Below are 13797 nucleotides of genomic sequence, written 5' to 3'. Positions count from 1 at the left end.
AGCGAGACGAAATGCTGGTTCGACGGGTGCCCCGGGCGCACAGTGAGGCGGTGACCATGAACCGAGCGCTCGCCACCGCGAGCACTTCCGACACCGCCCGGGCGGTCGCGCGGCTTGCCGGGGCGTCCGCGTCCGGCGTGCCGTGCGCGCCCGTACGAGACCTGATCGGCCGGGACGACCTGGCCGCCGCGTACGCCGTGCAGGCCGCGCTCACCGAACGTCGACTGTCCGCCGGGGCCCGGGTCGTGGGCCGCAAGATCGGCCTGACCTCGGTGGCGGTGCAGCGTCAGCTCGGCGTCGACCGACCCGACTTCGGCGTCCTCTTCGACGACATGGCGTGTGCGGACGGCGGCACGATCCGGGGCGGGCAGGTGCTTCAACCCCGGGTGGAGGCGGAGGTCGCGTTCGTGCTCGGCGCCGACCTGACCGACGGCGCGCTCGACACCGCGCAGGTCCGGGACGCGATCGAGTACGGCGTCGCCGCGCTGGAGGTATGCGGCAGCCGGGTCGCCGGCTGGGACATCAGCCTCGGCGACACCGTCGCCGACAACGCGTCCGCGGGCGCCTATGTGCTCGGGGAGCGTCGGCGCACGCTCGACGAGACCGAGCCCGTGGACGTCGTGATGTCGATGAGCGTCAACGGTGCGGAGGTCGCCACCGGGAAGGGGGCGGACTGCCTCGGCGACCCGGTCGAGGCCGTCGCGTGGCTGGCCCGCACGGCCTACGACCTCGGCGATCCGCTGCGCGCGGGGCAGGTCGTCCTGTCCGGCGCGCTCGGTCCGATGCGGCCCGTGTCGCCCGGTGACACGGTCACCGCCACGTTGTCCGGCTTCGGCACCGTAACGGTGCACTTCGGCGAGGAAGAGGTCTCATGAGCAGGACCAAGGTCGCGATCATCGGGTCGGGCAATATCGGGACCGACCTGATGATCAAGGTGCTGCGTGGCGCGCAGCACCTCAAGATGGGTGCCATGGTCGGCATCGACGCCGGATCCGACGGTCTGGCCCGTGCCGCGCGGCTCAGCGTCCCGGTCACGCACGAGGGCGTGGAGGGGCTGATCTCGATGCCCGGCTTCGACGGGATCGACATCGTCTTCGACGCGACCTCGGCCAAGGCGCACGAGGCGAACGCCGCCAGGCTGATTCCGCTCGGCAAGCGGCTGATCGACCTCACGCCGGCGGCGATCGGACCGTACGTGGTCCCCGCAGTGAACCTCGGCGAGCACCTCGACGCGCCCGTCGTCAACATGGTCACGTGCGGCGGCCAGGCCACCATCCCGATCGTCGCCGCGGTCGGCCGCGTCGTGCCCGTCGAGTACGCCGAGATCGTCGCGTCGATCGCCTCGAAGTCGGCGGGCCCCGGCACCCGCGCCAACATCGACGAGTTCACCGAGACCACGTCGGCCGCCATCGAGCGGGTCGGCGGGGCGCGCCGCGGCAAGGCGATCATCGTCCTCAACCCGGCCGAGCCGCCACTGATGATGCGGGACACGGTGTTGTGCCTCGTCACGGCCCCGGACTCGGCCGTTCGGGAGGAGATCCGGGACTCGGTCGTAAAGATGGTCGCCGACGTCGCCGCGTACGTTCCCGGCTACCGGCTCAAGCAGCAGGTACAGATCACCGAGATCCCCGACGACCAGCCCGTCGGCACCCTCCTCGTCGCCGACGCCGCCCGACCCACCCACCAGGTTTCGGTGTTCCTGGAGGTCGAGGGCGCCGCGCACTACCTCCCGGCCTACGCCGGCAACCTCGACATCATGACCTCCGCCGCCCTGCGGGTCGCAGAGCGCATCGCGGCAGGAAAGGAAGGCCGTTGATGGGCACGCCGATCTTCATCGAGGACGTCACGCTGCGCGATGGCATGCACGCCATGCGCCACAGGATCGATTCGGACGACGTCAAGCGCATCGTCACCGCACTCGACGCGGCCGGGGTCGACGCGATCGAGGTCGCGCACGGAGACGGCCTCGCGGGAGGGTCGCTCACCTACGGCCCCGGATCGCACACCGACTGGGAGTGGATCGAGGCCGCAGCCTCCGTGATCGAGCGCGCCCGCCTCACCACGCTGTTGTTGCCGGGCATCGGCACCGTGCACGAGTTGAAGCGGGCGTACGAACTCGGGGTCCGCTCCGTCCGAGTCGCCACCCACTGCACCGAGGCGGACATCTCCGCGCAGCACATCGACGCTGCCCGATCACTCGGCATGGACGTGTCGGGGTTCCTGATGCTCTCGCACATGGCGCCGCCCGAGGAACTGGCCGGACAGGCCAAGCTGATGGAGTCCTACGGCGCGCACTGCGTCTACGTCACCGACTCCGGCGGCCGGCTCACCATGAACGACGTGGCGGCGCGGGTGCGTGCCTACCGGGACGTGCTGGACGCCGAGACCGAGATCGGCATCCACGCCCACGAGAACCTGTCCCTGTCGGTCGCCAACTCCGTCGTCGCGGTCGAGAACGGTGTCCGCCGGGTCGACGCCTCCCTCGCGGGCCACGGCGCGGGAGCCGGCAACTGTCCACTGGAGGCGTTCGTCGCGGTCGCCAACGTCTCGGGCTTCGAGCACGGCTGCGATCTGTTCCGCCTCCAGGACGCCGCCGACGACATCGTGCGTCCGCTTCAGGACCGCCCGGTGCGCGTGGACCGGGAGACGCTCACCCTCGGATACGCGGGCGTCTACTCCTCGTTCCTGCGGCACGCGGAGGCCGCCTCCGCGCGGTACGACATCGACGTGCGCGACCTACTCATGGAGTGCGGTCGCCGCCGACTCGTCGGCGGGCAGGAGGACATGATCGTCGACATCGCGCTGACCCTCGCGGTCACGCGAGCCGAGCAGCCGACCGGATCCTGAACCGGCGAGGCGCGACGCGACGGAGCCGTTCCAGGGGGAACGCCCCTGGGACGGCTCCGTCGATTCCGCCGCTCTCGGTAGCGGTAGCGGTAGCGCGACGTGCCGAGCCGGGGGTAGCCGCTGTCAAGGAGTCTCGTCTCTGTGCCGACCGCACCACCTCCGCCGTCGACGTCTCCTCGGGCAGGTCGAACAGCCATTGGTCGGTGGGCTGTTCGGCCTCCTCCGGCCACGCCGTGAACAGGCCGGCCCCGGGCAGGACAGGGACCCACGACCCGCCCTCCGCCCTCGGCCGCCTCTCGGACCGGGCGCCGCACCGCCGTCCCGGCCGGTCGTAACCACACCCGCAACCGCTGGAAGCGTGAGCGCATCGCCCCCGCGCGCCGCACCGCCAGGTGACGTCGGCGAAGGCGTCCCGACCGCGCGCCACCGTGAGCGCGACCCCATCCACGGCGGGTTCGCGATATCGCGCCGCCGACCGAGGCCCCTCCCCGATCACGCGAGCGTCGTCCCGACCGCGGCGGCCGGATGGATGACGGCGTCGCCGCAACGCTGGACCACGTGGTCGAGCCCACACTCCGCCAACCCCGCCCGGACCAGCGCGTCCCGCCTGTAGCCGGGCGTCCACCACCGCCACCACCGGCCCACGCGTGCGGACGCACCAACGGCGGCAATCGCTACCGCTGCGCCATCCGCCGCCGCACCGGCACCCGACACCCGCTGAGGTATTCGTCGAGCGCGGGGGCAGGGGAGCGCACGGCGTCGGGCAGTTCCCGGAACCCACGCGTCCGTCACGGATGTCTCCGACCTACACCCCCACCCCCGGCGGTGCCGAGCCCCCATCGGCAACCAAGTCGGCGAGCCTCCGCGCGATGGTCGAACCGGGCTCCACCACGTGGATGAACAGGCTCAGGCCCGGGTCGTGTGTGACGTCGAGGCGCTCGTAGACGAGCTTGAGGTCGCCGATGGCCGGATGGTTCACATGCACGTCGCCCGAGCGGTGGTGGCTGATGTTGTGATCGCCCCAGCGGGACCTGAACTCCGTGCTGCGCGAATTGAGGTCGAGGATGAGCCCGGAGAGTTCGCGATCGTCGGGATGACGTGTGGCGTACCACCGCAGCGCTCCCACCGTTTCGTCGGCAACCTGCTCCCATTGGCACTGGAAGCCTCGGCTGACCGGGTCGAGGAAGATGAAGCGCGCCCGGTTGCCCTTGTCTTCGGGGTTGCCGAGGAGGGGCGCGTAGAGCGCGCGGGCTTCGCGGTTCCCGGCGAGGAAGTCCATGCGGTAGTTGGTGATCCACGCCGGCAGCGGACTGAGCGCGTCGGTGATCACGTTCAGTTCCGGGCGTACGGCATCGCCGTGGTGATCCTGGGCTCCGGTGGCCGTCGGAACCTTCGCCTCGGAGTGCGCGAGGTCGTGGAGGTGCGTGGCCTCGAGATCGTTGAGGTCGAGGGCGCGCGCGATGGCGGCCAGCACCGTCTCGGAGACACGCACTTTCCGGCCGCGTTCGAGGCGGGCGTAGTACTCGACGCTGATGCCGGCGAGCGTGGCCACCTCTTCCCGTCGGAGGCCGGGTACTCGCCGCCCGATGCCGGTCGCGCCGCCGAATCTCGTCGGGTTCACGCGTGCGCGGCGGGAGCGGAGGAAACTTCCCAGCTCGCTGTCTTCAGGTGCCATGGTCCGAAACTGTACGCCCGGACCGGCCGGCGGAACACGTACTGCCAGTACGCGTTACGTGGACCGCGTAACGACCGGCTCTGCCACGTCGCGGGCTATTCCCCGAAACTGAATCCATTCGGTTCCCGGTGTTTCCGGTGCGGCAACCACAACCGCCTCGGCGCCTGAACCGACGAGATCCGTCTGCATGCGAGATCCGGATGCCGACCGCGGTCCACACGATCCGCACAACGATCGAATGCGTCCCGGATCCTCGGCGCAAGGAAAGAACACAGTCTTCGCCGAGCGAGATCTCGAAGTGAGTACACATGACATCAATCGCAGAAACGCTCGGGCAAAGCGTGGACCGTTCGTCGCACTTTCGTGCGCGGCGGCCGGCACACGTCGACCTGCTCCGGGCGAACCTCGTGAACGTCGGCGCCTTCGATCGCGAGATCGCGGGTGTCGGTGTGAACCATCGCAACGGCGAACGCGGGTTCCTGCACACGAACGGCGACACCCAGCACGCTCTCGGATCGCTCGACGCGAGCCCGCAGGCCGTTCCCGGCCGCACCGCCTCGCATTCGGGCCCGAGGCCGGACCGTCCCTCGCGGCTGCCACGGCGAGGTTCGGACCTGTGTGACAGCCCGATCCCGATGCGACTGTCTCGAAGGGAGACAAACCGATGACCACGCAGGCAGAACGCCCGACGCCGGCCCGCGACGAGCACACGCGCACCTCGCCGATGCTCGTGCCCCGGCGGAACTACACCGATCCCGGCCTCTACGAGGAGGAGCGGGTCAAGATCTTCCGGCGTACCTGGCAGCTCATTTGCCACACCTCCGAGCTCCCCGAGGTGGGCAGCTACCGGACGGCCAGGATCGCCGGGGAACCGGTTGCGGTATGGCGCGGCACCGACGGGGTCATTCGCGGATTCCACAACGCGTGCACCCACCGCGGAGTCGAGGTACTCCTCGGCGCCAAGGGCACGTGCCCGGGTTCGGTGAAGTGCATGTATCACGCCTGGGCTTTCAGCGACAAAGGCGACCTCGTCGGCGTGCCGTTCCCGCGCGCCTATGGTGAGGGCCTCGACAAATCCGAGTACGGCCTGACGCCGGTCAAGGTCGCGGAGTTCGCCGGACTCGTTTTCGCCGCCATCGACCCGGCCGTCGAGAACTTCGAGGACTACCTGGGCGAAGCGGCGCGGTACCTCCGGGAATTCATGGCCGATACCGAGGTCATCGGCCGCGCCCGATGGGACTACCCGGGCAATTGGAAGCTCTGGACCGACAACTTCCGGGACAACTATCACCCGCAGTTCCTGCACCGCATGATCGCCGACGGCCGCGGCGGCATGCAGCCCGGCAAGAATTACGAGCTGGCCAGCGGCCACTCGATGCTCACGTTCCCGGCGTACGGCGGCTTCAACATCGAGAAGTACGCCGCCGGCCTCTCCTGCGAGCTGGGCGAGACGCTCACGCTGAAGGTCGAGGACTCGGCCAGTCGCGGCCATACCGATGAGGAGCAGGAAGCCCGACTCGCGGCGTGGGAGCGGGACGTCCGGCACGGCAACACGATCTTCGCGGTCTTCCCGAACTTCGACCTGCAGTACGACGCGGACGGCAGCAGCATCTTCCTGGAGGTGGCGACTCCGCTCGGTCTGGACAGCACGGTCGTGGAGCTGATCATCCTGGGCAAGGTCGGCGAGTCGGCGGCGGAGCGCAAGCGCCGCCTGGAGACCGGCGCCGATTCCCAGGGCTCCTGGGGCAAGATCTCCGCCGACGACCTGGAGGCGGCGGTACGCGCCCAGAGCGGACTGCAGGGCAGCAGCCTCGCGACCTCCCACATGGGCCGCGGTCTCAAGCCGGGCAAGGTCGGCGACAAGTTCGACGAGTACTCGCTGCGGTGCTTCCACAAGCTCTGGAACTCCTACATCAACGAGGAGCCCATCGTGTTGGAGAAAGGGTTCGTTCATGAGTGAGCAGCAGGTATCCGAGCACGAGGTCGTGCAGCCACAGACCGCGCCGACCACCGGCACGCGTACGTACGATCCGGTCCTGATGGAGCGGGTGCGTGCCTTCTACGCCGACTGGGCGGCGTGCCTGGACGAGGACCGGTACCGCGACTGGCTGGGGTTCTTCCACTCGAACGCCGAGTACTCCGTGACGGATCGGGAGAACGCGGACACGGGCCTGTACCTGACGAAGGAGCGAGGGCTCGTCGCGCTCCAGGTCCGGGCGGCCTACCTCTCCGGGTACTGGCGCATGCAGCGGAAGCCTCGAGTCCACCTGATCGGCAACCTGCGCGTCTTCGTCGAGGGTGACGGCACTCTCAACGTGAAGGCGAACGTGGTGTTGGTGCGTACCGGCCTCGACGGACACTCCCAGGTCCACGCCGCCGGCACCTACGACGACCTCCTGGCCGGCAAGGGCGAGGGCTTCGAGATTCTCCGCCACGCGGTGGTGCTCGACGCCGATGTGCAGCCCTATGACATGACCGACATCGTCTGATCGTTGGATTGGATAGGGGACTCGTCGTGAAGCAAGACCGATTTATCCGCGCACTCGGTTACGTCGGATTCACCAGCGCCCGACTCGAGGACTGGCGAACATTCGGCACCGGCATTCTCGGACTCCAGGACGTATCCGCGCCCGACGCGGCGGAGACGGAACTGCGCCTGCGCATGGACGAGCGCTCGTGGCGGATCGCCGTCGCGGCGGGCGCCGAGGAGGGGCTCGCGTACCTCGGCTGGGAGACCGCGTCACCCGAGGCACTCGCCGCGCTGGTCGACCATCTCACGACGCACGGCTTCGACGTGGTCGAGGAGACGCCGGAGTCGGCTCGGCATCGTGGGGTCGCGGAGCTTTACAGCAGCCGCGATCCGGACGGCAACCGGATGGAGTTCTACTGGGGTCCGAGCGCCGATCCGGATCCGTTCCACTCACCCGAGGGAGTGGAGTTCGTCGCCGGCGCGCTCGGGGTGGGCCACATCGTGCTCCGCACCGTCGAGTTCGATGCCTGCAACGCGTTCTACCGCGACGTCCTCGGATTCGGGCTCAGCGACTACGTGATCATGCCGCCTCGGCTGATCAACTTTCTGCACGTCAACGAGCGCCATCACAGTCTCGCCCTGATCCAGGGCGACCCCGCGGCGCCCTCGGTCAGCCACCTGATGCTCGAGCCGACCCGCGTCGACATGGTCGGCCGGGCGATGGATCGTGTATTCGCCTCGGGCGCCAAGCCGATCGTCGGACTCGGTCGGCACGTCAACGACCGGATGATCTCGTGCTACCTCCAGACGCCGTCCGGCTTCAGGCTCGAATACGGCGCCGGCGGTCTGCTGATCGACCCCGCGACGCATGTCTCCACCCACAACACCGGCGACAAGGTGTGGGGACACCAGAGTTACTGACCGACTCGGCGGGTCGATCGTCGAATTCTCGCAGTAAGGGAGGCGGACCGATGTCCGTGAACAGCATGTGGAACGACCTCGCCGGTGCCTCGGTGGGGTACCGAGGCAAGGAGTTCAAGACCCGTGTCATCGAGGCCGGCGAGGGGGAGCCGCTCATCCTCATGCACGGGAACGGCGGCCACGCCGAGGCCTACAGCCGCAACGTCATGCCGTTGAGCAAGCATTTCCATGTCATCGCCATCGACCTGCTGTGGCACGGCTTCTCCTCGGGCCGACCGTTCACCACCGAGATGGTGCCGACCTACGCCGAACAGGTCGTCGACCTGATGGACTCGATCGGCGCCGACACCGCCCACTTGGAGGGCGAGTCCTTGGGCGGCTGGGTGAGCATGTGGATGGCACTGCACCACCCCGACCGCGTCGGACGGATCATCCTCAACACGACCGCCGGTGCCGCGGTCGAGGAAGGGCAGGTCACGCAGGAGCAGCTCGCGGCGGGTGACGCCCTTCGGGAGCGCTCGCTCGCCGCGATCGGCGACCCGACCCGCGAGACGGTCCGCAAGCGGCTCGAGTGGCTGATGGCCGAGCCGGACCGCGTCACCGAGGAACTCGTCACGCTGCGGCAGTTCTTCTACCAGCGCCCCGAGACCCGCGAGGGCCTCGTCAACGTCATGCGGAACAGCTTCCGGTCCGACTCTCCACACCGCATCACCCCGCAGATGCTCGGCCGGATCCGACAGCCGACGCTGGTGCTCTGGAGCGACCACAACCCCGGCACGGGACCGGAGTTCGGCCGCAAGCTCGCCTCGCTCATCCCCGATGCGCAGTACTCCTGCATCGCGGACGCCGGCCACTGGCCGCAGTGGGAGAAGCCCGAGGAGCACGACTCGATCGTCACCGAGTTCCTCCGCGCCTGACCACCGCGCCTGACCACCGCGTCCGACCACCGACCGGACTCGCCGGAGGCTCCGGACACGTCGTCGGCCGAGGAGCACACGCCGCCGACCCGGACCGGTCCGGACCCGCCGATGGGGCAACGCCCGCGCCGCCGGGCCACGTCGTTCTTCGGGGCAACAAGAGCGGTGCCAACGCCGGAAGTTCGACGTGGCCTGCGGCGACGTCCGCATCGACATGCCTCCGCGAAGCAGCCGCCGGTTCCCGAGTTCGAGTGGGCGACCGTGTCGTGCCGGCGTCGTAGGTGTCGAAGCGCATCCGGTTCCGGTGTGCCGGCCACTTCCGGGCGATGGAGGGTGGTACCGACTCCGACCGGGTCTCCTTCCTGCACGACGACGCCGCGTTGCGGCGGCCGGATCGATACGGGCCCCGCGCAGCAGGACTTCGGGACGACGAGGCGTGACACCTCGCTCCGCTTCATCCTTCGGGCGGAGAGTCCGCGCGCGGGCCCCGTCACAGGCACCGCATCGCGCGTCGTCGACGGCGGCTCGATCCCATCGGTGTGACCTTCCGAGCAGAGAAGAGGAGGAAAGAATCATGCAGTTGTTGGTGAGACAGGTCCGATGGGAGGCCGTGGGGGTCGTCTCCCTCGTCCTGGTGGATCCGATCGGGCAGGACCTGCCCGGATGGCAACCGGGAGCCCACATCGACCTGGCGGTCGGCGGCGGCTCGGTCCGGCAGTATTCGCTGTGCGGTGACCCGGACGACCGGAAGTCCTATCGCATCGGCGTCCTGCGGGAGGCCGACGGCCGAGGCGGTTCCCTGTTCATCCACGACCGGTTGCGCGTCGGCGCACCGATCGAGGTGGCGGGTCCCCGCAACCACTTCCCGTTCGACCCGCCTTCCCGCATCCGCTTCGTGGCCGGCGGCATCGGCATCACCCCGCTGATACCGATGATCCGGGAAGCGGAGCGGCGTCAACTGGACTGGGAACTCACCTACGGCGGCCGCAGCCGGGCCTCGATGGCGTTCCTCGACGAGCTCGACTCCTCGCGGGTGCACGTGCATCCCACCGACGAGGTCGGGCCGATCGACCTCGACACGGCACTCGGCGACCCCCGCGAGGACACGGCGATCTACACCTGTGGCCCGGGTTCGCTCCTGGACGCCGTCGAGGAGCGGGCCTCCTCCTGGCCGCGGGGCGCGCTCCACCTGGAGCGCTTCTCGGCTCCGCCCGCCGCCGAACCCGTGGCCGGCGACGTCCCCTTCGAGGTCGTCGCCAAGCGCAGCGGGGTCACGGTGACCGTGCCCGCCGACGGGACCATCCTCAAGGCACTCGACGACGCGGGCGTGAGCACGATGAGCTCCTGCTCCGAAGGCATCTGCGGCGCCTGCGAGACGCTCGTGGTGGAGGGCACGCCCGACCACCGCGACCACGTCCTCGGAGAGGAGGACAAGGCAAGCGGCGAATACGTCATGATCTGCGTCTCGCGCGCCTGCACCAAACGACTCGTCCTCGACATCTGAGTCCGAATCGCCGCACCGACCGGATGATCCGCCGCGAGGTTTCCGGCGTCCGAATTCTCGCGTTCGTATCCGTACCCTCGTCCCGGCAGCCGTTCGAGCAAGGATGGTGGGCGTCGCGGCCCGTGTCGCGCGTCCTGCCCCCGCCCCTCCCGCAGCCCATCCCGGAGGGACATCCGCCCCCGCCTTCGCCGAACCCTCGCGGTGGCGGAGCGGGCGCCTCATGCCGCTCCCGACCCTGGTCGGCACACCGCACGCTGCGCAGGCCGAACAATGCCCAGGGGGCCTGTCGGGTGGCGTCGGTGAGGGCTGTGCGCTCTCACCCCTGCTCGGTCGCATGGCATCCGGCGAGACCAACGGGCTCGATCCGGAGCAAACCGGCCGACGGATCGTCGACCTCGTGCTCGACGGCGCGTCGGCCGCACCGAGCCGACGATCCGCGGCCTGGGCGATGCGGGCGACGGGACGAACGACCGTGATGTGGCAGGTCGACCGGCCCGCGGCCGCCGTCGGTCGGCGGTCGGAGTCGGGTCAGCCCTTTCCGTGAGCGGAACCGCACCCACAGGATTTGCCTCCGCAGCAAGCACACCCCTACCCGACCACGCCATCCGCACCCACCGCGTACGCGTGCATCCCGGCCGCGGAGGCGACGAAGATGCGATTCTCGGCGGCCGCGAGCGCGACGACCGGCGCGCGTACGGCGATCTCCGCCACGCACCGGAACTCGTCCACGTCCCACAGGCGTACCGTCCGGTCCTTGCTGCCGCTGGCCAGCAGGGTGCGCCCGCCCAGCGGCAGCAGACACAGCCCGCGGACCCACTCCCGATGCCCGGTCAGGACGCGCCGGGTCCGTCCGGTCGTGGGGTCGGTCGCGCCGAGGGGGTGGGAGGACCCCTCGTCGATCGAGCCCCGCCGCGCTGCTGGGCAACCCGGTCGAGGACAAGCTGCTGCGATGCCGCAGACTCCGCGTCGACGCAACCGTGATCGAGGCCGACATCGACCACCCCACGGACGCCGACCTGCCGGCGCACGGCGTCCGCAAACTGGGCCGACTCGCCCGGCGGATCAAGGCCGAGGGCGCCACGAGCCGCACCCGGTTCCGCGACCGCGGCCGCTCGGCCGGACGCCGATTGAGGCAGATCTCCCGCGCCCTGCGACGGCGCACCCGCCAAGCTCTGGGCGAGATCGATCGGCTCACCGATGAGATGGCCACCAGCCGGCCACCGCATCTCGTGCTCGCATTCCCGGCCTCCCTTTCACGGGCCCAATTCGCACTCCGCGCTCGGGGTCGGGCCCGCGCCCGTGCCTGTGCCCGTGCCCGTGCCCAGGGCACGTTGAGGGCTGCGGAACGTGGCCGAGACGCCAGGGGACGGGAGGGTTGGTTCCGCCTTGGCGTAACCGACGCGATCAAGCATTCGCGCTACCGCGGGGAGTGCTCGGCGGCGGAGTATTCGGTGGAACAGCGCCGGCGGCGCTAGTCTTTCGTGTCGTGCAGGAGACCCGCCTCGACACTGCTCGGATCCGGGCCGCTCGCCGATTGATCGACCCGATTTTTCTCGACACTCCGCTCTACCGCTGCGAGGCGCTGGAGCCCGGCCTCGGGTGCAGGGTGAGCATCAAGCTCGAAACGGCGAACCCGGTCCGCAGCTTCAAGGCCCGCGGCACCGAGGTGGTCGCGAGCCTGCTCGCCGACAATGGTCCGCGAGCCGTGGTGTGCGCCAGCGCGGGCAACCTTGGCCAAGCCCTTGCCTGGTCCGGTCGCGGCCGAGGGCTCGACGTGACCGTCGTGGCATCCCGCTTTGCGACTGTGGCCAAGCTTGATCGCATCCGCGCGTTGGACGCCAGGTTGGAGCTGGTGGACGGCGACCACGAGTCGGCTCGCGAGCGGGCGGCGGCCATCGCGCGGTACGACGGCATCCGGCTGGTCGAAGACAGTCTGGACATCGAGACCTGCGAGGGCGCGGCGACCGTCGGCCTGGAACTGGTGGACACCGCACAGACGTTCGACACCGTCCTGATTGCTCTCGGAGGCGGGGCGCTGGCCACCGGCGTGGGTCATGTGGTGAAAGCCTTGGTACCCGAAGTCGAGGTGATCTGCGTCCAGCCGCTGGGCGCACCGGCGATGACCCACTCGTGGCACCAACGACGTGTCGTCACCACCGACTCGACCGACACCATCGCCGACGGCGTCGCCGGCCGGCGTCCCATCCCGGCCGTCTTGGACGATCTCCTCCTCGTCTCTGACGACGCCGTCCTGGTCCGGGAGGCGTCGATCATCGCCGGTATGCGGATGCTCCTCGACCACGCCGGCCTCGTCGTCGAACCGTCGGCCGCGCTCGGCATCGCGGCTGTCCTCGAAGACCGTGACCGCTTCGCCGGCCGACACGTAGTCACCATCGTGTGCGGCAGCAACGTCGACGTGGACGCCTATCACCGCTGGGTGGGTACGGCTCCCATCCATAGGTCTTGACAATTGCTCCGACGGCCCCGGACGGTGGTTGTGTCATGGTCGGCTACGGATGGTCGCCTGATTGATGCCCGCGCGGCGTGATCGTCTCCACGAGTCGTGTCAGTGGGATGAAGCTGCCGCCGGTTCCGAGTTCTTGCGGCGTCGGGTCGGCAGACGTGGGGAGGCCGGCGAGTGCGACGACAGCTTCGCGGTCGCCTCCCAGAGCTTCTCGCCACCAGTCGCTGGGCGCCGTCCTGACCGCTCGGCACCCGGCTCCCCGCCGCCCGACGGCTCTACCTCACGGCCACGCCTCGGGTCTGGGAGCCTCCTGGGAACAGCGCCTACAGCGAAGCCGCCACGGCGGACAGCGACACCGAACTCCCCGGCCCTCGCCGAGGACGACGCGTGGGAGGACCCCGACCTCGACGACCGGGACGACACCACCGACGAGGGTGGGCCGGCCGAGGCAAGGGACGAAGCCCAAGGCGGTCGGCCGGTCCGCGTACGGGGCGGTCGGCCCGTGCACTCGGCTCTGTCGGCCCGCGGTCGCGTCGATGGACGAGGAGACGATCTCGGTCGAACACGGTGGTGAGGCGCATCAGGTCGAGCTCGGGGTCGCCCTCGCGAACGCACGGCAGCGGCGGGCCGGCTTCGCGCCGGAGCGGCTCGACGCGCTCTCCGCGCTCGGATGAGGCGGACGTGAGTTCGGGGCATCGACGCCTGGATGTGGCAGGCCCGGTTCCCAACGCCGGCGCTCGGTAAGGGGGTTCGGGCGGAGGATCTGGGGTGGCCCGAGCGGATGATGGGGTTGGGCTCCGGTACTGGGCTCAATAGCGTGACGGGCAGCCCTGTTGTGATCGTCCGCCAGTGTCGGTGCGCGGTGCCAGTGCCGTTGGCGAAACGGAAACGGGAGTTCTCCGTGGATAGTTGTCCGGCTGCTCGCCCCCGACCACTGCGGGGATGGGTGCTCCCACCCGCAAGAACAGAGCCCGTCAAGGTGCCGGCGGGCCGCTGCCG

The 13797-nt window shown here is 69.7% G+C and carries 13 protein-coding genes and 1 pseudogene; 11 read left to right on the top strand and 3 right to left on the bottom strand.

Translation table 11 applies throughout. The annotated features are described in order from the left end of the window. Positions 1-56 precede the first annotated feature (56 nt). The 3 genes from ACIBSV_RS42115 to dmpG are packed head-to-tail and all read left to right on the top strand — an operon-like array spanning position 57 to position 2847. Positions 57-875 carry a 2-keto-4-pentenoate hydratase gene (locus ACIBSV_RS42115; RefSeq protein ID WP_395872829.1) on the top strand — a complete coding sequence of 273 codons (819 nt, stop codon included), beginning with the start codon at positions 57-59 and terminating at the stop codon, positions 873-875. Further along, positions 872-1816, top strand: coding sequence for an acetaldehyde dehydrogenase (acetylating) (locus ACIBSV_RS42110; protein WP_395872777.1), 945 nt, complete (start codon positions 872-874; stop codon positions 1814-1816). The genes ACIBSV_RS42115 and ACIBSV_RS42110 overlap by 4 nt, the downstream gene beginning before the upstream one ends. Then, positions 1816-2847 carry a 4-hydroxy-2-oxovalerate aldolase gene (gene dmpG, locus ACIBSV_RS42105; RefSeq protein ID WP_395872776.1) on the top strand — a complete coding sequence of 344 codons (1032 nt, stop codon included), beginning with the start codon at positions 1816-1818 and terminating at the stop codon, positions 2845-2847. Before ACIBSV_RS42110 ends, dmpG begins: the two co-directional genes overlap by 1 nt. A gap of 805 nt (positions 2848-3652) precedes the next feature. On the opposite strand, the gene ACIBSV_RS42100 is transcribed toward dmpG, so the two are convergent. Next, positions 3653-4522: a helix-turn-helix transcriptional regulator gene (locus ACIBSV_RS42100; protein ID WP_395872775.1), complete on the bottom strand. Its 870-nt coding sequence runs from the start codon at positions 4520-4522 to the stop codon at positions 3653-3655. 314 nt (positions 4523-4836) lie between these two features. Further along, entirely contained in the window at positions 4837-5028 is a 192-nt protein-coding gene (locus ACIBSV_RS42095) for a hypothetical protein (protein WP_395872774.1), read from the bottom strand. Positions 5029-5186: 158 nt separating this feature from the next. Between ACIBSV_RS42095 and ACIBSV_RS42090 the strand changes: the two genes are divergently transcribed. From ACIBSV_RS42090 to ACIBSV_RS42070, 5 genes are all read left to right on the top strand, one after another. Beyond that, a complete protein-coding gene (locus ACIBSV_RS42090; protein ID WP_395872773.1) occupies positions 5187-6482 on the top strand; it encodes an aromatic ring-hydroxylating dioxygenase subunit alpha in 1296 nt (431 codons plus the stop codon). Beyond that, positions 6475-7011 carry an aromatic-ring-hydroxylating dioxygenase subunit beta gene (locus ACIBSV_RS42085; protein WP_395872772.1) on the top strand — a complete coding sequence of 179 codons (537 nt, stop codon included), beginning with the start codon at positions 6475-6477 and terminating at the stop codon, positions 7009-7011. The genes ACIBSV_RS42090 and ACIBSV_RS42085 overlap by 8 nt, the downstream gene beginning before the upstream one ends. 26 nt (positions 7012-7037) lie before the next feature. After that, positions 7038-7913, top strand: a complete 876-nt coding sequence (locus tag ACIBSV_RS42080) for a VOC family protein (protein WP_395872771.1) — start codon at positions 7038-7040, stop codon at positions 7911-7913. 50 nt (positions 7914-7963) lie between these two features. Then, the gene (locus ACIBSV_RS42075) at positions 7964-8830 is read left to right on the top strand and encodes an alpha/beta fold hydrolase (RefSeq protein WP_395872770.1); all 867 of its coding nucleotides are present in this window, start codon (positions 7964-7966) and stop codon (positions 8828-8830) included. Between the two features lie 574 nt (positions 8831-9404). Next, the gene (locus ACIBSV_RS42070) at positions 9405-10334 is read left to right on the top strand and encodes a PDR/VanB family oxidoreductase (protein ID WP_395872769.1); all 930 of its coding nucleotides are present in this window, start codon (positions 9405-9407) and stop codon (positions 10332-10334) included. Between the two features lie 588 nt (positions 10335-10922). On the opposite strand, the gene ACIBSV_RS42065 is transcribed toward ACIBSV_RS42070, so the two are convergent. Then, entirely contained in the window at positions 10923-11309 is a 387-nt protein-coding gene (locus ACIBSV_RS42065; RefSeq protein WP_395872768.1) for a hypothetical protein, read from the bottom strand. Here ACIBSV_RS42065 and ACIBSV_RS42060 point away from each other — a divergent pair. From ACIBSV_RS42060 to ACIBSV_RS42050, 3 genes and pseudogenes are all read left to right on the top strand, one after another. After that, positions 11243-11542, top strand: a pseudogene (locus ACIBSV_RS42060) (ISNCY family transposase); the annotation flags it as partial. The gene ACIBSV_RS42065 and the pseudogene ACIBSV_RS42060 overlap by 67 nt on opposite strands. 278 nt (positions 11543-11820) lie before the next feature. Then, on the top strand, positions 11821-12801 hold the full coding sequence (locus ACIBSV_RS42055; protein WP_395872767.1) for a threonine/serine dehydratase: 981 nt from the start codon (positions 11821-11823) through the stop codon (positions 12799-12801). A gap of 533 nt (positions 12802-13334) precedes the next feature. After that, entirely contained in the window at positions 13335-13472 is a 138-nt protein-coding gene (locus ACIBSV_RS42050; RefSeq protein ID WP_395872766.1) for a hypothetical protein, read from the top strand. Positions 13473-13797 lie beyond the last annotated feature (325 nt).

This window comes from Embleya sp. NPDC050154, from assembly GCF_044460165.1.
GTDB lineage: Bacteria > Actinomycetota > Actinomycetes > Streptomycetales > Streptomycetaceae > Embleya.
The sequence above is the reverse complement of the archived record's forward strand: the minus strand, read 5'-3'. Positions and strand labels throughout refer to the sequence as shown.

What these genes read in the sequence shown, in the direction of transcription:
- ACIBSV_RS42115 (WP_395872829.1), top strand. Translation starts at nt 57, where the DNA reads ATGAACCGAGCGCTCGCCACCGCGAGCACTTCCGACACCGCCCGGGCG.
- ACIBSV_RS42110 (WP_395872777.1), top strand. Translation starts at nt 872, where the DNA reads ATGAGCAGGACCAAGGTCGCGATCATCGGGTCGGGCAATATCGGGACC.
- dmpG (WP_395872776.1), top strand. Translation starts at nt 1,816, where the DNA reads ATGGGCACGCCGATCTTCATCGAGGACGTCACGCTGCGCGATGGCATG.
- ACIBSV_RS42100 (WP_395872775.1), bottom strand. Translation starts at nt 4,522, where the DNA reads ATGGCACCTGAAGACAGCGAGCTGGGAAGTTTCCTCCGCTCCCGCCGC.
- ACIBSV_RS42090 (WP_395872773.1), top strand. Translation starts at nt 5,187, where the DNA reads ATGACCACGCAGGCAGAACGCCCGACGCCGGCCCGCGACGAGCACACG.
- ACIBSV_RS42085 (WP_395872772.1), top strand. Translation starts at nt 6,475, where the DNA reads ATGAGTGAGCAGCAGGTATCCGAGCACGAGGTCGTGCAGCCACAGACC.
- ACIBSV_RS42075 (WP_395872770.1), top strand. Translation starts at nt 7,964, where the DNA reads ATGTCCGTGAACAGCATGTGGAACGACCTCGCCGGTGCCTCGGTGGGG.
- ACIBSV_RS42070 (WP_395872769.1), top strand. Translation starts at nt 9,405, where the DNA reads ATGCAGTTGTTGGTGAGACAGGTCCGATGGGAGGCCGTGGGGGTCGTC.
- ACIBSV_RS42050 (WP_395872766.1), top strand. Translation starts at nt 13,335, where the DNA reads ATGGACGAGGAGACGATCTCGGTCGAACACGGTGGTGAGGCGCATCAG.